This is a genomic window from Mesorhizobium onobrychidis, assembly GCF_024707545.1.
Taxonomy (GTDB): Bacteria; Pseudomonadota; Alphaproteobacteria; order Rhizobiales; family Rhizobiaceae; genus Mesorhizobium; species Mesorhizobium onobrychidis.
The window spans coordinates 4092625-4113120 of sequence record NZ_CP062229.1 but is presented as its reverse complement, the minus strand read 5'-3'; the positions used below and the strand labels follow the sequence as shown (position 1 = coordinate 4113120).

Sequence of the window (20496 nt, the reverse complement as noted above, 5' to 3'; positions counted from 1 at the left end):
CCAGCAGGCAGTCGGGAGGGTATGGCTAAATGCTCTTGGCCAACATCTGTTCGGCAATATAGTCAGCCTGACGGATCGCCAGCGACACGATCGTCAATGTCGGATTTTCAGCGCCGCCGGTGGTGAACTGGCTGCCATCCGACACGAACAGGTTCTTGATGTCGTGCGCCTGGCCATGCTTGTTGACGACGCCGTCGGCCGCCTTCTCGCTCATCCGGTTGGTGCCGAGATTGTGGGTCGATGGATAGGGGGGCGTCGGGAAGGTCCGGGTCGCACCCACCGCCGCGTAGAGCGCCGAGCCCTGCTTGTAGGCGTGGTTGCGCATCGCCGTGTCGTTGGCATGGTCGTCGAAATGGACGTCCGCCACCGGCATGCCGTGCTCGTCCTTGATATCGGCATGCAGCGTGATGCGGTTTTCCTCGCGCGGCATGTCCTCGCCGACGATCCACATGCCGGCCATATGGTCGTAGTGATCGAGCGCCGTGGTGAAGGAGCGCCCCCAGCCGCCGGGATTGAGGAAGGCGGCCATGAACGGCAGGCCGAGCGACAGCGTCTCCAATTCGTAGCCGCCGACGAAGCCGCGCGAGGGATCGTTGCGGACTTCGTCGCGGATGATACCGGCCATGGTGGTGCCGCGATACATATGCACCGGCCTGTCGAAGATGCCGTAGACCGACCCCGTGGTGTGGCGCATGTAGTTCTTGCCGACCTGCCCCGACGAATTGGCAAGGCCGTCGGGAAACTGGCTCGATGCCGAATTGAGCAGCAGCCGCGGGCTCTCGATCGAATTTCCGGCGACGGCGACAATGCGGGCCTTCTGTTCCTGCAGTCTGCCGTCCTTGTCGGCATAGACAACGCCGGTTACTTTCCCGCTGGCGTCGTGGCTGATCTTGATCGCCATGGCGTTTGGTCTGACCTCGAGATGACCGGTCGCCTCGCCCTTGGGAATTTCGCTGTAGAGCGTCGACCACTTGGCGCCCCATTTACAGCCCTGGAAGCAGAAGCCGGTCTGCTGGCAGGCATTGCGGTCGTCGCGCGGCTCGGAATTGATTGCCATCCGGCCGGTGTGGCACTCCTTGTAGCCGAGCTTGTCGGCGCCGGCCTTCATCACCTTGAAGTTGTTGTTGCCGGGAAGGCCTGGGATGTTGTTGGTGAGCGTCACGCCCAGTCTGTCTTCGGCCTTTGCGTAGTAGGGCTCCAACTCGGCAAGCGTGATCGGCCAATCGAGCAGGTTCGCGCCTTCCAGTTTTCCGTAGGTCGAAAGCGTTCTGAATTCATGCTCCTGAAAGCGCAGCGAGGCGCCCGCCCAGTGCGTGGTCGAGCCGCCGACCGCCTTGACGATCCAAGCTGGCAAATTGGGAAAATCCTTCGCCACCCGCCAGTCGCCCGAGGTCGTGCGCTTGTCCGTCCAGGCGAGCTGGGCGAATGAATCCCACTCGTCGTTGGTGAAATCCTCGTATTCGTGGCGGGCGCCCGCTTCCAGGATGACGACATCGATGCCCTTCTGGGCGAGTTCGTTGCCGAGCGTGCCGCCGCCGGCGCCCGAGCCGATGATGACGACCACGCCATCGTTCTTGAGATCAAATGGTGCTGCCATGGTTTCCTCCCATGATGTCTGTTGTGTACGGTTTGGGACGATGGGGATCAGAGCCACTCGATGTCGTCGAACCCGCGCGCCATGTACCCGCCCTTGGAGTAGGACTCGCCCTCGTAGCCGAAGATCGGCCAGACCTCCTTCTGGTTGTAGAGGCCGACGACAAGCCCGCCGCGGACTGCCTGAAAGAACGGCGTGTCCTCGATCTCTCTCAGCACCGCTACGCGCTGCTCCTCCCAGCCGAGACCGGTGTAGCCGTTCTTGCCCGACTTCAAGTCGAGCTCGGCAATGCCGTTTTCGATAAGATCTTTGTGGGTGGGGTCTTTCCCGGCCTGCTCATCGTGCGCCTTGACGGCGATTGCGTAATATTTGTCAGGCACTTGATCGTGCGGGTAGATGTCACGCGCCATCTGGATCAGGGTCGCCATAGTTTCGGGCTTGAGCGCGGATGTTTCGAGACCCCAGGCATGTTCCGGGCTGATGACGGCACTGCCTGAGATGACCAGCAACGCGCCGACACCGCCGCGCTTCAGAACCTCGCGGCGCGATAGCCCGGGCTTCCTTTCATTGGCCGGCTTTCTCTCATAAATCGTGACCATTTGTTCCTCCCTTGCTTGCTATTTGCACCCGAAGGTGCCGTGGCTGGCGCCGCGCACGCCGGTGCGGCCGTAAAATCTCCTATTTGAACCGGCCCTGACGCTGCAGAACCTCGATCTTGTAGCCGTCGGGATCCTCGATGAAGAAGAAGCGCGCGAGCAGCGCTCCGTGGCGGTTGAACTCGACGATCTTCTTCGGGCCGAGGCCAAGCGCGCCGAGCCGGTCATGTTCGCTGTCCAGATCGGCGACCGAAACCGCGAGATGGCCGTAGCCGTCGCCGAGCGCATAAGGCTCCTGGCGGCCCTTGTTGACGGTGAGCTCGACCTCGAACTCCGCCTCGGCACTGCTCAGATAGACGAGCGTGAAGGTTTCGAAATCGAGCCGTTCAGCGACGTCCAGCCCAAAGGCTTTCCGATAGAAGTCGATGGACCGCGCCTCGTCCAGAACCCGGATCATGGTGTGGATCGTCTTCGCCAAATGACACTCCGTCGCAGCACCGCCTTATGCGGTCGGCGTGATTATGCGCGGGTTGCGGCAAAGGTGGTGGCAGCCGATTACCACGCGCTAATCTAACGACGGGGTGGCAAACCGCCTAAGGACGAAAGTCCGATTGCTGTTTTCCGCTTTCCGGCTGAAGATAATTGGCCGCAATAGGCACTGCTCAAAGGCGCGAATCGCTGCTGATTGCGCCTAAAATCAACAAGAATGGCCAAGATCAATAAGAAGGGGAGGTAGCGATGTGCAGGGTTTTTGCCGGGCAGGATCCGGAGGGTTACCGACAGATCAACCGATCGATCCGTATCGACGGGCATTCGACGAGCATTCAGCTCGAGGCGACATTCTGGGCATTGCTCGACGAGATCGCCGACAGCCAGGGTCTGACGACCCCGAAATTCATCTCGAAGCTCTATGACGAGGCTATCGAGATCAATGGCCAGATTCCGAACTTCGCCTCGATGCTGCGCACGACCTGTGCTCTCTATCTGCGCGGCCATCGGCCGGGCATCGAAGAACACACGGCCCCGAAGCGGCAAGCAGCTTAACTTTCGATCGCAACATCGAGTGCCAGCCGGGTCATATCGGTGAAAAGCGCCTGGCGTTCGGAATAGTCGGTTTGCTCGCCGGTCACCACATTGTCGACGACAGTCAGCATCGACAGGGCCCGGGCGCCGAAATGCGCGGCGATGCGATAGAGCGCACTGGTCTCCATATCCACGGCCAGCGCGCCCTGTGCCTGTGCTTCGGCGAAGCGATCGCGGCCCTGGGGATGATAGAATATATCGCTGCAGATGGTCAGCCCGGCCTGATGTTCGATGCCGATTTCGGCAGCCCGCGTCAATGCCTGGGCATAAAGCTCCGGATCGGGGCCGGCATCAGCACCGTAGAGCCCAAAGACCTGGCCGCTCTCTGCACTTTCACCCCGCACCGACTGCGAGATCACCAGGCTGCGCAGTTTAACCGCCGCCGTCAGGGCGCCACAGGTGCCGGTGCGGATCAGTGTCCTGACGCCATGGAAGTCCAGCAATTCATGCGCGTAGATCAGGAATGACGAGACGCCGATGCCGGTGGACTGGATGCTGACGGGCTTGCCGCGAAACAGGCCGGTAAAACCGAGGGCCTCCCTTCGACGGTTGACGCAGCGCGGCGCCTTCAGAAAGGTTTCCGCCATCCATTCGGCACGCTGCGGATCGCCCGGCAACAGCACTGTTGCGGCATAATCACCCTTGCCTGCCTCGTTGTGCGGCGTCACGGCATGCTCCCCCAAAACCCGCCGCCCGTTTCGCCATAATCATGGCAGTCTCACGCCATTTCGCAAGTGCGAGAATTAGTATGCCCTAAGATTCCAGCACATCCTTGACGATTGTGGCCAGTTGCTTGAGCGAAAACGGCTTCGGCAGGAAACCGAAATGCGCGTCTGCCGGCAGGTTTTTGGCGAACGCATCCTCGGCGTAACCGGAAACGAAGACGAATTTGATGTCGGGTTGCCGCTTGCGCAGTTCGCCAAGCAGCGTCGGCCCATCCATCTCAGGCATCACCACGTCGGAAACGACAATGTCGACCTTGCCGCCGAGCGCCTCGAAGACTTCCAGCGCCTCGACGCCCGAGGACGCTTCGTGGACGGTGTAACCGCGCGACGTCAGCGCCCGCATGCCGCCCATGCGCACGGCATCCTCGTCCTCGACGAGCAGCACCGTGGCCGAACCCGACAAATCCTTGGCAGCGTCGGCGATCTTTGCCGGTGCAGCCGGCGCCTCGCCGGGTTCGCCTGCCTTTCTCGCCTCTGCAATGTAGCGCGGCAGGAAAATGCGGAACACCGATCCCTTGCCGACCTCGGAATCGCAGAAGATGAAGCCGCCTGTCTGCTTGATGATGCCGTAGACCATGGACAGGCCGAGGCCGGTGCCCTTGCCGACCTCCTTGGTGGTGAAGAAGGGTTCGAAAATCTTCTTGAGGACTTCGGGGGCGATGCCGCTGCCGGTGTCTTCGACTTCGACCACCACGTAATCGGCCGGCGCAAGTTCGCGGTAGGGAAGGCTTTTGCTCTCTTCTGTCGTCACGTTCCGGGTGCGCACAGTGAGGTCGCCGCCGGTCGGCATCGCATCGCGTGCATTGACCGCCAGATTGACCACCACCTGCTCGAACTGCCCGATGTCGACCTTCACCGGCCACAGATCGCGGCCATGATCGACCTTCAGCTTGATGTCGCTTCCGACCAGGCGGGCCAGCAGCATCCGCAGATCGGCAAGCACGTCGGTCAGGTTGAGCACCTCCGGCCGCAGCGTCTGCTTGCGCGAGAAGGCCAGAAGCTGCCTCACCAGCGAGGCCGCCCGGTTGGCGTTCTGCTTGATGTTCATGATGTCGGGGAAGGACGGGTCCGACGGGCGATGGTTGGTCAACAAAAGGTCCGACGCCATGATGATGGCGGTCAGTACGTTGTTGAAGTCGTGTGCGATGCCGCCGGCAAGCTGGCCGACCGCCTGCATCTTCTGGCTTTGCGCCATCTGGCCCTCGAGCGCCTTCTGCTCGGTGGTCTCGACGGCATACACGATGGCCGATTCTTCGGCGCCCTCGCCGGTGCCGTCGGCAACCGCGTTGACGTAGAAGCGCATGTGCCGTTCTTCATTGCCGGGCAGCAGCGTATCGATCGGTTCGATGTCGGCCTGCCTTTGTCGCGCTTTTTCGAACGCCGCGGCAAAGGCGGGCCGGTCGCGCTCATGGATCACCGTGTCCAGCCGCACGCGCCGATCGACCGCGTCCCCGTCGACGACGGAGGAAAACAGCGACAGGAAAGGCGCGTTGGTGCGCAAGATGCGCCCGCTGTTGTCGACCGCCGCTATTGCCATCGGCGTCGAATTGAAGAAGCGGGTGAAGCGTATCTCCGAGGCGCGAAGATCGGCGGAAGCGTCCTCACCTTGCGTCCGGTTGAGCACGATGGTGCGCGTCGGACCGTTGACGCCCTCGCGGCTGGCCGCGACCCTATGCATGAAACGCACGGGCAGCGCCTCGCCCTTCACCGTCGTCAGATCGAGATCGATGACCGCATTGCGCGTGGTGCCGGGATCGGCCTTGACTGAGCGGACCAGCGCCATGCCGTCGCCGGCGACGATCTCCGGAAGCGTAACGGCACCAGGCGTGAAGCTCGTCAGGTCGATGCCCAGCCACTCCGCCAGCGTGGCGTTGATATAGGTGACGCGGCCTTCCTGGTCGGCCGAAAAGAAGCCGGCCGGCGCATGGTCGAGATGGTCGATGGCCTCCTGCAGATCGAGGAAGAACCGCTCCTGCTCGGCCCGTTCTTCCGAGATGTCGGCGAGTTGCCAGGCGAGCAAGGGCAGCCGCTGGCCCGGGACGCTGAAGGCGCGGGCACGGGCACGATACCAGCGCGCGCCCGGCTCGGCGCCGGGTCGAATGGATTGCGCAAGCCGAAACTCTCCGTCGCCGGGCTGGCCGTCGCGCAGGCCGGAGGCGAGCCGGTATATGGTCACCGAGGCCTCGGGAACGTCGGACAGCAAACCTTCGACCGTCTTGAGATCCGCCGCGGACGCCGCGCCCGTCATGTCGGCATAGGCCCGATTGGCGTAGACGACACGACCCTTGGTGTCCGTGACCAGAAGACCTTGCGACATCGAATCGACAAACGCTTTCGACAGCTCGTCACTCGTCGAGCGCGGTGTGATCTGCACGAAGCCGATGGCGGTGGCGAACAGGAAGCCGACGCCGATCATCGCCAGCACACCAAGCATTCCGAGCAGGAATGGATCGCCAAGACGTTCGCGGAAAAGGCCGAAGACGATCGCGGCGCCGGTCAGGACGACGATGAAGACGATGAGCCGGGTGACCGCCCCCGGTCGCGTGTTCTGGTCGACGATCGGTACCGGATAGAAATCGCCGCGCGCTTCCTTGGCCATATGCCCCCTGCTCGTGAAATCCGGTACTTGCCCCTGCCCGGTTGAATCACATTCTCAGGGTCCGGAAAAGGCCTTGGCGGCAAATGTTCGCTAAAAATGACGCCGTTCTGCGCCTGGTGTGGTGAAACCGAAATTCGCATCACCTTGGTGCAACGCTGAGCGAATTTCGGATTCATCACACCAGCAACTTGCTGAAAATCCAGTGTGGTGGATTTGAAGTGGGAACGCTGACGCACTCAATTCGCAGGAACTTCAAATCCACCACATTGGCGTTTCAAGCTGTTCAAGAAGCACGAAAGGCAACTTGCAGGGGCGTGCCGCAACAGTCTAGTGTCGCGTTTTCTTCGAAAGCCGATACGGGGGCACTAATGCAAGGGCTGGATAGCGTTTTGGGTCCTTATGCCGCGGAAATCCTGTGGACGCTGGTCGCGCTTGTCCTTCTGGTCATTATTCTCCTCATTATCAAGCTGGTCCGCAATCTGACCTTCGGAACATTCGTTGCCGGTGGCAGGAACCGCAAGACGCGCCTGGCCGTCATGGACGCCACCGCTGTCGACAGTCACCGCCGGTTGGTGCTGGTGCGCCGCGACGACATCGAGCACCTGCTGTTGATCGGAGGCCCAACCGATGTCGTCGTCGAGCGCGACATCCGGCTGTCGGCGCTGCGCCGTCCTGCACTGACCGGAGATAGCGGCGGCCATCAGCCGGCACCGCGGCCGCGCGCGCCTCAACCGGCTCCTGCGCCAATGATGCAAGCACCGCCTCCGCAGCCGGTAAGCGCTGCCCCGACGCCTGTACGGCCCCATCAGACGGCGCCAGCGCCGAAGCCAGCAGCGCAAAGCCATCAATCGGCGACCATCACGCCGCTGCCCGCCTACGGATCGGCGAACGCCAGTGCCTTTCGACAGGCGCCATCGCCGGCAAGACAGGATTCCCCGCCAAAGCAGGATTCTATTGACGATACGCTGATGAGGGAGCTCGAGGTCTCGTTTGATGACCCGCACCCCGCCAAGTCGGAGAGCAAGCCGGCGGCAAAGGCGCCGTCGTCTCTCGATGACGAGATGACGAAGCTTCTCGGCGAGCTTTCCAGCCAGAAAAGATAACCGGCCAAAAACCGGGCCAGCGAACAGCTAACAAAAAGCTTAGCGGTCAAGATTGTTCACGGTCGACCAAAAAAATGGCCGGAGACCGGCCATGACAAATTCGCTATTGCTGCTTTTTAGGCGCTCCGCCTGTGCTTCAGTCGTCGCGGTAGACCTTCTCGCGGCGCTCGTGGCGCTCCTGCGCCTCGATCGACAAGGTCGCGATCGGACGCGCATCGAGCCGCTTCAGCGCGATGGGCTCGCCGGTTTCCTCACAATAGCCGTAAGTGCCTTCATCAATGCGCTGAAGCGCGGAATCAATCTTTGAAATGAGTTTTCGCTGGCGATCGCGGGCGCGAAGTTCGATGGCGCGGTCAGTTTCCGAAGAGGCGCGATCAGCGAGATCGGGGTGGTTGGCGTTTTCCTGCTGCAGGATTTCGAGAGTTTCGCGCGCTTCGCGCAGTATGTCGTTCTTCCAGGTGACGAGCTTCAGGCGAAAGTAGGATTTCTGCCGTTCGTTCATGAACGGCTCGTCTTCGGAGGGTACGTAATCGGCAGTAACGATGTCGTTCATTCGACTCACCCAAACAGCCCCAATTTTGGCGCCTATATATTCGCGGACCGAATGCTGCACAAGCGTAATCGACGACAGTTTCACGCAATTGTTAATGTCGGGCAAAACGGTATTGGCCGCATCATTCGCATGAAGGGCACGACCGAATTCGCGTATGATTTGTTGGGTTTGAAAGCTGCCGGCCATTGTGCATAAGGCCGTTCTCATGGCTAATCCTGCAGCGCCTTTTGACGAGTTTCGGTGTTTGGCACAAGCGAGGGGCCGGTGAGCAAGCTTTATCTGTTGAGGCATGCCAAGGCCGGATGGGCCCTACCCGGCATGCGCGATTTCGATCGTCCGCTCGACGCATCCGGCCTCGCCGACGCCGAAACGATGGGTGCGGCCATGCGGGCCCGCAGCTACATTCCGGACCTCACCCTTTGCTCCAACGCAAAGCGAGCGCGCCAGACGCTGGAAGGCCTGGCCGGCCACACCGATACAGGCCGGGTCCTGTTCTTGGACACGCTCTATAGCGAGGACGCCGCCAGTTATCTCTCGATCATCCGCGGCAATGGCGGGCCAGGCTCGCTGCTCGTCATCGGCCACAACCCGATGACGGAAGATCTCACTATCGCGCTTTCGGGCGATGGCGACGAGGCTGCGAGGGGAATTCTGAACCACGGCTTCCCGGCCTCCGGACTCGCGGTCGTCCGTTTTCCAGGCAGTCTTGCCAACGCCGCGCAAGGCACCGGCTATCTCGAAGCCTTCGTGACGCCGGCCGACCTCTGACGCCATTTCAACCTAGCGTGGTGGATTTGAAGTTCCTGCCACTTCAATGGCATCAGCGTTCAGGAACTTCAAATCCAAAAGCACACTACAGCGCCGCGCATCCTCTTGGACGCGCAAAGGACGCTGTAGAACTCAATTTTGCGCAGGATCTTTTCCGAGCTATGGTTCGGGTTCATGCGCGAATTCAATGATTTGCTAGTGTGGCTTAGAATCCGAAATTCGCTCACTGCGCTGCTCCAAGGTACTGCGAATTTCGGATTCGCCACACTCGGCAGCAGCGTCTATATCGGGTCGTACCGAAGCCCCGAGAGACGCATTTTGGCATCATCGCTGACCACTTTCACCGACGAGGCGAAGATTGCCCTGGATACGCTGTCGGGGCGCGCTACCGGGCTTTTTTCGCCATCGCTGCGGCTGGGTGTTACTGGCCTTTCCCGCGCAGGCAAGACAGTGTTCATCTCAGCCTTTGTGCACAATCTGATCCATGGCGGGCGCTTGCCGCTGTTCGCGGCGCAGAAATCGGGACGCATCGCCCGTGCCTTCCTCGAAGAGCAACCGGATGACGCCGTACCGCGATTCCAGTACGAGGATCACGTAGCGGCCCTGGTCGACGACCGCCTCTGGCCGGATTCGACACGGGCTATTTCCGAGCTGAGGCTCACCATCGAATATGAATCGGCCTCCGGCTGGAGCCGCATGTTTTCATCAGGCAGATTGTCGGTCGATATCGTCGACTATCCCGGCGAATGGCTGCTCGACCTGCCGCTGCTCGGCAAATCCTACGCTGATTTCTCACGCGAAGCCTTCGAGATGGCCGTACTGCCGGTGCGCGTCGACCTTTCACAGGAATGGCGCGCGCTCTCGGCAGCGGTCGATCCGAATGCGGACGCCGACGAGATGACGGCGCGCCGCCTCGCCGACAGCTTCGCCGCTTATCTCAAGGCATGCAAGCTCGACGAGCGGGCGCTTTCGACTCTGCCACCCGGCCGTTTCCTGATGCCCGGCGATCTTGAGGGCTCGCCGGCGCTGACATTCGCGCCCATGCCGGGCCTGAGTGAGCGGCGCGCGCGTTCCGGGTCGCTTCAGGCGATGATGGAGCGGCGCTACGAGGCCTACAAGACATATGTCGTAAAGCCGTTCTTCCGGGAGCACATCACGCGCCTCGACCGTCAGATCGTGGTGATAGACGCCCTGCAGGCCTTGAACGCAGGCCCCGGCGCAATGGCCGATCTCGAACGTGCTGTGACCGAAATCCTCGCATGTTTCCGCCCCGGCCGCGGCAATTTCCTGACCGACTTTTTTTCAAGGCGCATCGACCGCATATTGGTGGCGGCGACGAAGGCGGACCATCTGCACCACGAAAGCCACGACCAGCTGCAGGCGATCGTGCGGCGGCTCGCCGACCGTGCCGTGGCGCGGGCGAATTTCACCGGCGCCGATGTCGACGTGGTTGCCCTGGCGGCGGTGCGAGCGACCCGGGAAGGCACGGTCAAGCAAGGCCGTGAGACGTTGCCGGTCATCATTGGCACACCGTTGAAAGGTGAAAAGATCAACGGCGAAACATTTGATGGAAAAACCGAAACAGCCATATTTCCCGGTGATTTACCGGAGAAAATTGATGCAGTGTTCGATGTCTCTGGGCCAGACCATCGCCAGAGCCCAGACCATCGACAAAGTAATGATGACCCGGCGATCCGCTTCGTGCGCTTTCGCCCGCCAAAGCTCGAACGCACGGCTGAAGGCGTCACGCTGTCGCTGCCGCATATCAGGCTCGACCGCGCCCTGCAGTTCCTGATCGGAGATTATCTGGCATGACCGCGCCCCGCAAGCCGGCGGCTTTTCGCATCGAGCCGGAAGCCCCGCCAAAAGAACGGGCAGCCTTGCGCCAGCCCGACGCTCCATCGACCAGAAAGCCGCGCACCGTGAAGGCTGATCTTGCCGTCGTCACTCCGGCGGAAATCGACGTTTTCGACGAGCCAGATATTATCGCCGCCGAACCGCCGCCGGCGACCGCGCCGCGTAAGCGTTCGATATCAGGTGGCTTGTTGTTCGGCGCATTGGGCGTTCTGGTTACGCTGGCCCTCGGCCATTGGACCGATCAGCTGATTCGCGATCTGTTCGCGCGTGCCGAATGGCTGGGCTGGCTGGCCGCCGGGATGGCCGTGATCGCGGTGCTGGCGCTTCTGGTCATCCTCGTCCGCGAATTCCTGGCGATCGCCCGCCTCGCCGAGGTCGAAAAGCTGCAGAAGCGGGCACTCGACGCCATCGCCCGCGACGATCCGAAGGCCGCTCGCGCCGTGGTCGACGAACTCTCGGCCTTTGTCGCGGCTAAGCCGGAAACCGCCGCCGGCAGACGCGCGTTGGCAGACTTGCGCGAGGAGATCATCGACGGTGGCAATCTGGTGCGCCTGGCCGAGACCGAAATCCTCGGCCCCCTCGATGCGCGCGCCAAGGTGATGATCCTCGAAGCGGCAAAGCGTGTGTCGCTGGTGACGGCGGTCAGCCCTCGCGCTCTGGTCGACGTCGCCTATGTCGTGTTTGAAGCGGGCCGGTTGATTCGCCGGCTGTCGGAACTTTATGGCGGCCGGCCGGGCACGCTGGGGTTCTTCCGGCTGGCGCGCAGCGTTCTCGCTCATCTGGCGGTGACCGGCTCGATTGCCGTCGGCGACAGTTTCGTTCAGCAGATCGTCGGCCATGGCCTCGCTGCTCGGCTCTCGGCCAAGCTTGGCGAAGGTGTCGTCAACGGCATGATGACGGCGCGCATCGGCATTGCTGCGATGGAGACCGCAAGGCCCCTGCCCTTCAGCGCCACGAGACGGCCCGGCATGGGTGATTTCCTGTCCGCGCTGACATCGTTTGCAACGAAAAAGCAGAAGGAGACATCCGCTTCCGACACGTGACAACCGTCTCCAGCACCGCACGTCCTGGTGGGCGCGCAACGGACGCTGAAGCACTTTGATTTCGCGGATGATCCCAGCGCAAATCGCTTCCGATTTTCGGAGCCATGCGCTAGCGGTGACGAAGCATTAACCAATCTTGTTCATGGTCGGACGGGTTCCAAACCAGTCTCTTTGTTGCCGGGTGTCGTCGATGAAAAGCGTGATCTTGTCTAGCGTCCTGCCGATGGCGGTCGTGGTTTCAACAACTGCCGGCATGGCCGAAAAGACCTTTGCAGCAGAACGGGACAGGAAGTTCTTTCAATCGGTAGAAGGCGAATGGGTCGGCCCGGGGGAAATCGTCGCCGGCAAATACAAGGGCACGAAATTCACCTGCAATTTCACCGGTTCGACACCAGACGGCAAGATCGGCATGTCGCTCGACGGCGGTTGCCGGGTCGGCATGTTCACCCAGCAGATGTCGGCGACGATCCAGCACAAAGGCCGCGAGGGCTACAAGGGCAGCTTCATGGGCGGTGCTGCCGGTTCTGGCCTCGACATTATCGGCGGCAACGTGGTCAGTGCCAACAAGGTCGTCTTCACCATCAACCGCAACCAGTTGCGCGGGGTCATGCAGGCTCTTGTCCCCAACGACAATTCGATGACGGTGACGGTTGCGGTGCGCGTCGACCAGCAATTGGTGCCGGTCATCGGCATGAAGCTGAAGCGCGTCGATACGGTCGAAGTCGGCTCCATCGCGCCGAACTGAGCGGCCATTGCGCGACCGATAGGACGTGCAGCGCTCTACTCTAGTTGCAAAAAGCGGCAGCTACGGCCACCGCTTTTTGCCAAAACTCCGATCGATGCTCAGCCCTTGATGGCGGTGATCAACTCGTCATAGGCCTTGCAGGCCTCGTCCGCCGTCGTCGTGCCCTGATACTTGGTTGTGACCGCCTGGACCTTGGCCGTGAGGTCGGCTGCCTTGGCCGGATCCTTGGTAACCGCCTCCTGAAGGGCTGCAGTCATGTCCTGAGCTTTCTTGGCCAGCATTTCGGTCGTGCAGTCCGGCGCCTTCGAGCAGGCCGATCCGGCAAGTGCCGCAATGCCAACGGCAACAAGCAAAAAAATCTTCATGTCAGTCGTCTCCCTCAAAAAAGGCGGCCGACTTGATCGTCGTCCGCCCTCCACGGCCAAAGCCGCGCGTCCTTAGCGCCCGATTGCTGCAACACGCAACGCAGCGGGTGCATAAAGCTGTGGAGCGCGCCTGCAACACTGCTGCACCAGTTTCCGGATTCGGACTGTTCGATTTCAGCCGAAGCCCCTATCTTGGCCGCTCGATGCCGCGGCACGTGCAGCGGTCCCTAGAGAGAACGGAACGGCAGGCATGGCAGCAGAAGCAGCGGGCAGCGATCTGATCCACGTGGTGGCGCTGCTCGCTGCAGGTGTTGTCGCCGTACCGATCTTCAAGCGCGTGGGGCTTGGTTCCATCCTCGGCTATCTGGCGGCCGGCGTGGTCATCGGCCCGTTCGGCATCGGCATCTTTTCCGAATCGGAAGCGATTCTTCACGTCGCCGAGCTCGGCGTCGTCATGTTCCTGTTCATCATCGGGCTGGAGATGCAGCCGTCACGGCTGTGGGGACTCAGGCGAGAGATCTTTGGCCTTGGGGCATTGCAGGTCGGCGTGTGCGCGCTGTTGCTGACCGGCGTCGGACTGGCGGGAGGTTTTCCGGTCTCGCAATCCTTCGTCGCCGGCGCCGGCTTCGTGCTGACCTCGACGGCGATCGTCATGCAGCTTCTGGAGGAACGCGGTGAGATCGCCGCGCCCAAGGGCCAGCGCATTGTCTCCATCCTGCTGCTCGAGGACCTGGCCATCGTGCCGCTGCTGGCCCTGATCGCCTTCCTGGCGCCGGGCGGCGCCGATATGAGCTTGACGCAGCGGCTGACGGAGGTGGGCATCGGCCTTGCCGCCATCGTCGGGCTGGTGCTGGCCGGGCGCTATCTGCTCAATCCGTTCTTTCGCATCCTGGCGGACGCCCGCGCCCGCGAAGTGATGACCGCAGCCGCCCTTCTGGTCGTTCTGGGGTCGGCGCTTGCCATGCAGCTCAGCGGCCTGTCGATGGCGATGGGCGCTTTCCTGGCCGGCGTGCTGTTGTCGGAATCCACCTTTCGCCATCAGCTGGAGGCCGATGTCGAACCATTCCGCGGTGTGCTGCTCGGGTTGTTCTTCCTGGCGGTCGGCATGTCGCTCGACCTGCATGTGGTCATCGAGAACTGGCGGATTGTCGTCATCTACGTCGTCGCCTACATGGTGATAAAGGCGATCGGCATCTATCTCGTCGCCCGCATCCTCAAGACCGGTCACCGGGAAGCGCTCGAGCGTGCCGTCTTCATGGCGCAAGGCGGCGAATTCGCCTTCGTTCTCTATTCCGCCGCCGCGGCGGTCGGCATCATCGACAGCCAGGCTAATGCGACCCTGACGGCGATCGTCATCATCTCCATGGTGCTGACACCGCTGGCCATTCTGGCATTGCGGTATCTGACGCCGCGCGACGAGCAGTCGCTCGAAGGCGTCGACATCGCCGATGGCCTTACCGGCAGCGTGCTGATCATCGGCTTCGGCCGCTTCGGCCAGATCGCCAGCCAACCGCTGCTGTTGCGCGGGATCGATGTATCGATCATCGACAATGAGGTCGAGATGATCCAGGCGGCGGCCGATTTCGGTTTCAAGGTCTATTATGGCGACGGCACGCGGCTGGACATTCTGCGTGCCGCAGGCGCCGGCCGCGCGCGCGCCGTGTTGATCTGCGTCGACAAGCCCGATGTCGCCGTCCGCATCGCAAAGCTCATCAAGGCGGAGTTTCCCCTGCTGACCGTGCTGGCACGCGCTTTCGACCGCGGAACCGCACTCCAGTTGATACGTGGCGGCGTCGATTTCCAGATTCGCGAAACCTTCGAATCGGCGCTTGTCTTTGGCGGCTCCACGCTGGAAGCGCTGGGCGTCGACCCAGCGGAAGTCGCCGAGGTGATCGAGGATGTCCGCCACCGCGATGCCGCCCGTTTCGAGTTGCAGCTTGTCGAAGGCGTTCGCGCCGGAGCGCGCTTCCTCAAGGGCAATATCGGCACGCCGATTCCGACGCCGCTCAGCCAACCGCGCCGCACCGGTCAGGCGCTCAATGAAGAAACCGCCGGCGTTCTGCATAAATCCGAGCCTGCGGATTTAACACCTGGAGCAAACAGATGATCGAACTGGACGAGCGCGCGCTCTCCGTCACCAAATTCTGGCGTGACGCAGGGGAAGACGCATGGTTCGAGAAGAATGACGCCTTCGACGCGGAGTTCCGCGATCGGTTTCTCGACTTGCACTATGCTGCCGCGCGGCGTGTATGCGACGACTGGTCGGAGCATGCCGAAGGCTCACTGGCGCTGATGATCCTGCTCGACCAGTTCCCGCGAAACTGCTTTCGCGGCACCGGCCATATGTATGCCACCGACCCGCTGGCAAGGCATTTTGCCGAAAAGGCGATCGCCGCCGGCCAGGATCTGGCGCTCGACGAAGAGCTGCGCGTCTTCCTCTATCTGCCTTATGAGCATTCGGAGCATCTCGCCGACCAGCTCAAATCAGTGGACCTCACTACCGCCAAAGCCCAATCCTATCTGAAATATGCGGTCGAGCACCTGGAGATCATTCAGCGCTTCGGCCGCTTTCCGCATCGAAACAGGATGCTTGGCCGCGAGACGACGCCGGAGGAACAGGTGTTCCTCGACGGGGGCGGATTTTCCGGCTGAGCTGAGTGCATCGGAGCCAAAGGTGCGAAGCGTCTTTCGGTTAAATCCAATGCATAAACAAAGAGATAGAGCAGCGTAGCGGTTCCATTTGAAAACACGCCGTTTAGGTCAGCCACCAATCCCGGCTGGACGGCAATTGCTCGATGCCGGCGCTGTCGAGAGCGGCAAGCCGCTCCGCCACGCTTCTGCCGTCCACGGTGAGGTCAGGCGCGATCTCGGCCAGCGGCGCCAGAACAAAAGCGCGCTCCAGCATGCGCGGATGTGGCACTTCCAGCCCGGTTTCGTGGATGATCCGATCGCCGAACACCAGAATGTCGATGTCGATCAGGCGTGGACCCCAGCGCTCCTCGCGCACCCGCTTCAGCCTGCGCTCTACATCGAGGCAGAGATCGAGCAAAGCATGTGGTGCGAGCACAGTCGAAATTTCGGCAGCCGCATTGAGAAAATCCGGCTGGTCGAGCTTGCCCCAGGGTGGTGTGCGGTAAAGCGAGGAGACTATAACGACGCGCGTGTTCTCGTCGGCATCCAGCATGCGCAGCGCAGCGCCCATCGACCTTGCCGGATCGCCGAGATTGCCGCCAAGGCTGAGGTAGACAGTATTATTCGGGCCAGACAACGGTCACCTCGACATGATCGAGCACACCGGGCACCGGAGCGTTCGGCTTGCGCACGGTAATCTCGGCCTTTTTGATCTGGGGAAACCGGGCCGTTAGCGCCCGGGCCACCTCCAGCGCCAGCGCTTCTATCAGAAAGCGCCTCTCCCCGGTTATGATCTTTTCGATTACCCCGAAGGCGACACCATAGTGGACGGTATCCTCGATGGAATCATCGACCAGCGCGCGGCCGGGTTCGACGGTGAGCGCGGCGTCGACATAGAAGCGCTGGCCGAGCGTCTCCTCCTCATCCAGCACGCCGTGCCGGGCGAAGAAAGCGCAGTTCTTCATGCGTATGACATACATCGCTCAGCGTCCCGCTCGATTAGAGCGAGGCGCGTCCGGTTGGACGCACAAACTACGCTCTAACGCTTAAATCGACGCATCCTGCCGGAAATCGATTTTGATTTTCGAGCCTATGCGGTGGTTTCACGCGCCAGCATAGCATCGGCAAGCGCCAGCGCATCCACATTGATTGCGACATCGTGGACGCGAAAAAGCTGCGCGCCCTTGAGCCTCAGTATGACGCTCGTCGCCGCTGTTCCGGCGCCCCTGGCCGAGGCATCGCGGCCGGTGACGGCGCCGATGAAGCGCTTTCGCGACGTACCCGCCATCAGCGGAAAGCCCAAGGCATCGAGTTCGGAAAACCGTGCCATCAGGTCGAGATTTTCTTCCGCTGTTTCCTTGGCGAAGCCGAAGCCCGGATCGAGCACGATTTGGTCGTCGGCAACGCCGCTTCGTCGGGCGATTTCCAGTGACTTCCTGAGGAAGGAAAATTGATCCTCGATCACGTCGGGCAGTTTTTGCCTGTCACGTCCGGTGTGCATGATGACCAGCCCGGCGCCGGTCTCGGCAGCGATGCGCGCGACGCCCGGTTCGCGCTGCAGGCCCCAGACATCGTTGACGATATGGGCGCCGGCAGCGACGGCAAGCCGGGCGGTGTCCTCGCGATAGGTGTCGACCGAAATCAGCGCCTTGCCAAGCCTGGCGAGCGCCTCGATGACAGGCAGCACGCGGGCCTGCTCTTCCTCGACGGCTACCGGAGATGCGCCGGGACGTGTCGACTCCCCACCGACGTCAATGACGGAGGCCCCCTCTTTCACCATCCGGCGCGCCTGGGCCATCGCCTGTTCGGGCGCTAAGAACAGCGCCCCGTCGGAAAAGCTGTCCGGCGTGATATTGAGGATACCGACGATCACCGCCTTGCCGCCGAGGTCGAGATGACGTCCATGCGCCAGCTGCCATCGCCCTGTCGTCATTGTCCATCAACCATGTGTAATCCGCCAAAGATCAATTCTGTTGCGCCGGCAACGGCCGTAGCGCAAGGTAGGCAAAGAGGCAACATGATGAAACGATCACTGCTTTGCGCCCTGATGCTCGCTTTTTCCGCCTTGCCGGCGGGCACGGCGAGTTTGGTAAAGACATATAGCTACTTTAGCATCGGCGGCAGGACGCTCGATGATATCGGAACCCAGCTTACGAAACTTGGGCCCCAGGTAAAAAGTACAGGGATGCGGCATCCAGGCGCCACGCAGATGGCGTTCACCACCCGCATCAGCTATGCGGAAAAATCGAATTCCTGCGCGATTGCTGACGCCAACGTCACCCTTAAAGTCAAGGTGATCCTTCCCGAGTGGCGCCGCTCGCGCAAGGCTGATGCGGGCGTAAGGCTGTTTTGGGATACATTGTCCGCCGACATCAAGCGCCATGAGGACCGCCATGTCGAGATCGCCAAGAACCATGCCCGCGACCTCGAGGATGCGCTGAAGGCGACCTATCCGCAGAAGACATGCCAGGAGGCCAAGGCCAAGGCCGCGGAGATCGCCGCCGCTATTCTTGCCAAGCACGACCGGGCCCAGATGCAATTCGATCGCGTCGAAACCATCAATTTCGAAAGCCGCATCCTGCGGCTGCTGCGCTATCGCATGGAGCGCGTCGAGAACGGCCGGCTGCCGGGTTAGCTCAGGCCAGATGGTAAGGTCGATTCTCGTGGAGTAGAAGTGGGGCGTCAGCCGGCAACGCCGAGCTTCTTCTGCAGGCTGGTCGACGACGTCGTATACTGGAATACGATGCGCTCGCCGGGGCTGACGATGCGCTTGGCTGCCTGCGCCATCAGGGCGACCTCATGGAAGCCCGACAGGATCAGCTTCAGCTTGCCGGGGTACCAGTTGATGTCGCCGACGGCGAAGATGCCCGGTACCGATGTCTGGAATTTCTCGGTGTCGACCGGGATCATGTTCTCGTGAAGATTGAGCCCCCACTCGGCGATCGGTCCGAGCTTCATGGTCAAGCCGAAGAACGGCAGCATCCGCGTGCACGGCACCTCGATATCGCCGCTGGGGCCTTTGATGGTCGCGGAGGAAAGCTGGCCGTCGGCGCCGGATAATCCCGTCACCTGCCCGACCTGGAAATCCAGTTCCTTCATCTCCTGCATGGCGTACATCTTGTTGACGCTGTCGGGCGCCGCGCGAAACTCCGGCCGCCGGTGGACCAGCGTCACGCTCTTGGCCACCGGCTGCAGGTTCAGTGTCCAGTCGAGCGCCGAATCGCCGCCACCGACGATGACCAGGTCGTGGCCGCGAAATTCCTCCATCCGACGAACCGAGTAGAAGACGCTCTTGCCCTCATAAAGCTCGATGCCCGGGATCGGCGGCCGCTTCGGCTGGAATGAGCCGCCGCCGGCGGCGATAACCACAACCTTGGCTTCAAACACCTCGTTCTCGTCGGTGATCACGCGAAAGCTGCCGTCCTCGAGCTTTTCGAGGCTTGAGACCATGCGGTTGAAGGTGAAGTCGGGCTTGAACGGCGCGATCTGCTCAAGCAGTCTGTCGACCAGGCCCTGCGCCGAAATCGATGGCCAGCCGGGAATGTCGTAGATCGGCTTTTCCGGATAGAGTTCGGCGCATTGCCCGCCGGGCCGATCGAGTATGTCGATCAGATGGCATTTCATGTCGAAGAGGCCGAGTTCGAACACGGCGAACAGGCCGACAGGCCCCGCCCCGACAATCAATACGTCCGTCCTGGTGATATCGGTCATGAATGCGCCTTCGATGCGCACGACCGCAAAAATCGAAATCGATTTTCGCTGGGGATCATGCGCTAAATCACGGTGCTACAGCGTCCTTTGCGCGTCCGAGAGAAAGCGCGGCGCTGTAGAGAACGGCGCGACACTGCATGACCATTGGCCCGCTGCCAAGCCGGAGCCGGAAAAATCGGCTATAACCCGCGCTTCAGCCTTCACGCTTTAGCCTTGGCGGGCGGGCACGCGCACAACCAGGCCGTCGAGAGCGTCGCGCACCTTGATCTGACAGGAAAGCCGTGAGTTCGGCTGGACGTCGTAGGCGAAGTCCAGCATGTCCTCTTCCATCGCTTCCGGCTCGCCGACTTCCGCCGTCCATGCCTCGTCGACATAGACGTGGCAGGTCGCGCAGGCGCAGGCGCCACCACATTCGGCCTCGATCCCCGGCACCGCGTTGCGGATCGCGTTCTCCATGACGGTCGAGCCATTTTCGGCATCCACGTCAAAATGTGTGCCGTCATGGGCGATGAAGGTCAGCTTGGTCATTTGTCACCTGAAGGGAGTCCCAGCCGAGATAATCACTCCGGCAGACAAGTCAACTGCCGCGCGAAAGCGGCGCTCTATGCCGTTTTTTTTCGGAAATCGGTTTAACGGCTGATGGCGGCGACGAAATCGCGGACTTCTTCGATCAGGGCGCCAAGCCGCTTGAGGGTATTGGTATCTTCAGGCTGAAGTTCGATCGCGCTGGCGCAATCGGCAATAGCGAAGGCGCCGACGCCGCGCGCCGAACCTTTCAGCCCGTGCGCCAGAAGCAGTCTTTGCCTCACATCGGCGTCGACGATCCTGTCGCGAACCGACAGCGCCTGCTGCACGAACAGCGCCAGCACCTCCTGTTCGAGGCTGCGGTCGCCCATCGTCTGGCGCGCCAGATGCGCCAGGTCCACCGGCCGCGACCCGGCCGTTCCCGACACGTCGCCGCCGGGCATCGAGAAGGCAATGCCGTTTTCGCCACGCATGACTCTGCAACTCCGTTCTTCGACTGCCGAAAAAAAATAGGCCCATCCTGTGGATGACGGGTTAATGATTGGCCCGGAAAAATGTTGCGATAACGGCACCTGAATCACAGTTTTGTTAACCTTAT

The 20496-nt window shown here is 61.6% G+C and carries 22 protein-coding genes; 9 read left to right on the top strand and 13 right to left on the bottom strand.

The genetic code is table 11. The features are described from left to right. Positions 1–25: 25 nt before the first annotated feature. The 3 genes from IHQ72_RS20380 to IHQ72_RS20370 all read right to left on the bottom strand — a co-directional run bounded on the left by IHQ72_RS20380 (position 26) and on the right by IHQ72_RS20370 (position 2668). Complete coding sequence (locus tag IHQ72_RS20380) at positions 26–1597, bottom strand: GMC family oxidoreductase (protein ID WP_258116809.1); 1572 nt, start codon at positions 1595–1597, stop codon at positions 26–28. Between the two features lie 47 nt (positions 1598–1644). Beyond that, positions 1645–2193, bottom strand: a complete 549-nt coding sequence (locus tag IHQ72_RS20375; RefSeq protein ID WP_258116808.1) for a gluconate 2-dehydrogenase subunit 3 family protein — start codon at positions 2191–2193, stop codon at positions 1645–1647. A gap of 79 nt (positions 2194–2272) precedes the next feature. Further along, positions 2273–2668, bottom strand: a complete 396-nt coding sequence (locus IHQ72_RS20370; protein ID WP_258116807.1) for a VOC family protein — start codon at positions 2666–2668, stop codon at positions 2273–2275. A 260-nt stretch (positions 2669–2928) separates the two neighbouring features. Between IHQ72_RS20370 and IHQ72_RS20365 the strand changes: the two genes are divergently transcribed. Then, positions 2929–3234, top strand: coding sequence for a ribbon-helix-helix domain-containing protein (locus tag IHQ72_RS20365; protein ID WP_077384009.1), 306 nt, complete (start codon positions 2929–2931; stop codon positions 3232–3234). On the opposite strand, the gene IHQ72_RS20360 is transcribed toward IHQ72_RS20365, so the two are convergent. After that, positions 3231–3941, bottom strand: coding sequence for a purine-nucleoside phosphorylase (locus IHQ72_RS20360; protein ID WP_258116802.1), 711 nt, complete (start codon positions 3939–3941; stop codon positions 3231–3233). The two genes, IHQ72_RS20365 and IHQ72_RS20360, sit on opposite strands and share 4 nt — an antisense overlap. An 85-nt stretch (positions 3942–4026) precedes the next feature. Next, complete coding sequence (cckA, locus tag IHQ72_RS20355; RefSeq protein WP_258116801.1) at positions 4027–6597, bottom strand: cell cycle histidine kinase CckA; 2571 nt, start codon at positions 6595–6597, stop codon at positions 4027–4029. Positions 6598–6965: 368 nt separating this feature from the next. Between cckA and IHQ72_RS20350 the strand changes: the two genes are divergently transcribed. Then, complete coding sequence (locus IHQ72_RS20350) at positions 6966–7700, top strand: flagellar biosynthetic protein FliO (RefSeq protein WP_258116800.1); 735 nt, start codon at positions 6966–6968, stop codon at positions 7698–7700. A 136-nt stretch (positions 7701–7836) separates the two neighbouring features. Here IHQ72_RS20350 and dksA read toward each other — a convergent pair whose 3' ends face one another. Next, a complete protein-coding gene (gene dksA / locus IHQ72_RS20345) occupies positions 7837–8253 on the bottom strand; it encodes an RNA polymerase-binding protein DksA (RefSeq protein ID WP_006202025.1) in 417 nt (138 codons plus the stop codon). Between the two features lie 264 nt (positions 8254–8517). On the opposite strand from dksA, the gene IHQ72_RS20340 reads away from it, so the two are divergent. The 4 genes from IHQ72_RS20340 to IHQ72_RS20325 all read left to right on the top strand — a co-directional run bounded on the left by IHQ72_RS20340 (position 8518) and on the right by IHQ72_RS20325 (position 12666). Then, positions 8518–9021, top strand: coding sequence for a SixA phosphatase family protein (locus tag IHQ72_RS20340; RefSeq protein ID WP_123145940.1), 504 nt, complete (start codon positions 8518–8520; stop codon positions 9019–9021). A gap of 318 nt (positions 9022–9339) precedes the next feature. Next, positions 9340–10836 (top strand): YcjX family GTP-binding protein, encoded by a 1497-nt coding sequence (locus IHQ72_RS20335; protein ID WP_258116798.1) that lies wholly within the window; start codon positions 9340–9342, stop codon positions 10834–10836. Continuing rightward, positions 10833–11921: a YcjF family protein gene (locus tag IHQ72_RS20330; RefSeq protein ID WP_258116797.1), complete on the top strand. Its 1089-nt coding sequence runs from the start codon at positions 10833–10835 to the stop codon at positions 11919–11921. The genes IHQ72_RS20335 and IHQ72_RS20330 overlap by 4 nt, the downstream gene beginning before the upstream one ends. A 190-nt stretch (positions 11922–12111) precedes the next feature. Further along, a complete protein-coding gene (locus IHQ72_RS20325) occupies positions 12112–12666 on the top strand; it encodes a hypothetical protein (RefSeq protein WP_123145779.1) in 555 nt (184 codons plus the stop codon). Between the two features lie 98 nt (positions 12667–12764). Here IHQ72_RS20325 and IHQ72_RS20320 read toward each other — a convergent pair whose 3' ends face one another. Next, entirely contained in the window at positions 12765–13031 is a 267-nt protein-coding gene (locus IHQ72_RS20320) for a hypothetical protein (RefSeq protein ID WP_095492786.1), read from the bottom strand. A gap of 250 nt (positions 13032–13281) precedes the next feature. Between IHQ72_RS20320 and IHQ72_RS20315 the strand changes: the two genes are divergently transcribed. Continuing rightward, on the top strand, positions 13282–15138 hold the full coding sequence (locus tag IHQ72_RS20315) for a monovalent cation:proton antiporter-2 (CPA2) family protein (protein WP_258116794.1): 1857 nt from the start codon (positions 13282–13284) through the stop codon (positions 15136–15138). Continuing rightward, the gene (locus tag IHQ72_RS20310) at positions 15135–15683 is read left to right on the top strand and encodes a DUF924 family protein (protein ID WP_374120262.1); all 549 of its coding nucleotides are present in this window, start codon (positions 15135–15137) and stop codon (positions 15681–15683) included. Before IHQ72_RS20315 ends, IHQ72_RS20310 begins: the two co-directional genes overlap by 4 nt. 103 nt (positions 15684–15786) lie before the next feature. Here IHQ72_RS20310 and folK read toward each other — a convergent pair whose 3' ends face one another. The 3 genes from folK to folP form a co-directional block, all read right to left on the bottom strand. Further along, on the bottom strand, positions 15787–16299 hold the full coding sequence (gene folK, locus IHQ72_RS20305; protein WP_258116793.1) for a 2-amino-4-hydroxy-6-hydroxymethyldihydropteridine diphosphokinase: 513 nt from the start codon (positions 16297–16299) through the stop codon (positions 15787–15789). Then, the gene (folB, locus tag IHQ72_RS20300; protein WP_123145775.1) at positions 16283–16642 is read right to left on the bottom strand and encodes a dihydroneopterin aldolase; all 360 of its coding nucleotides are present in this window, start codon (positions 16640–16642) and stop codon (positions 16283–16285) included. The genes folK and folB overlap by 17 nt, the downstream gene beginning before the upstream one ends. Before the next feature lie 110 nt (positions 16643–16752). Then, positions 16753–17595 carry a dihydropteroate synthase gene (gene folP, locus IHQ72_RS20295; RefSeq protein ID WP_258116791.1) on the bottom strand — a complete coding sequence of 281 codons (843 nt, stop codon included), beginning with the start codon at positions 17593–17595 and terminating at the stop codon, positions 16753–16755. Positions 17596–17679: 84 nt separating this feature from the next. Between folP and IHQ72_RS20290 the strand changes: the two genes are divergently transcribed. Beyond that, positions 17680–18297 (top strand): DUF922 domain-containing Zn-dependent protease, encoded by a 618-nt coding sequence (locus tag IHQ72_RS20290; RefSeq protein WP_258116790.1) that lies wholly within the window; start codon positions 17680–17682, stop codon positions 18295–18297. Between the two features lie 47 nt (positions 18298–18344). Here the strand turns inward: IHQ72_RS20290 and IHQ72_RS20285 are convergent, their stop codons facing one another. From IHQ72_RS20285 to IHQ72_RS20275, 3 genes are all read right to left on the bottom strand, one after another. Beyond that, the gene (locus IHQ72_RS20285; protein ID WP_258116789.1) at positions 18345–19373 is read right to left on the bottom strand and encodes an NAD(P)/FAD-dependent oxidoreductase; all 1029 of its coding nucleotides are present in this window, start codon (positions 19371–19373) and stop codon (positions 18345–18347) included. A 207-nt stretch (positions 19374–19580) separates the two neighbouring features. Next, entirely contained in the window at positions 19581–19901 is a 321-nt protein-coding gene (locus IHQ72_RS20280; protein WP_006334837.1) for a 2Fe-2S iron-sulfur cluster-binding protein, read from the bottom strand. Between the two features lie 101 nt (positions 19902–20002). After that, on the bottom strand, positions 20003–20371 hold the full coding sequence (locus IHQ72_RS20275) for an Hpt domain-containing protein (protein WP_258116783.1): 369 nt from the start codon (positions 20369–20371) through the stop codon (positions 20003–20005). Positions 20372–20496 lie beyond the last annotated feature (125 nt).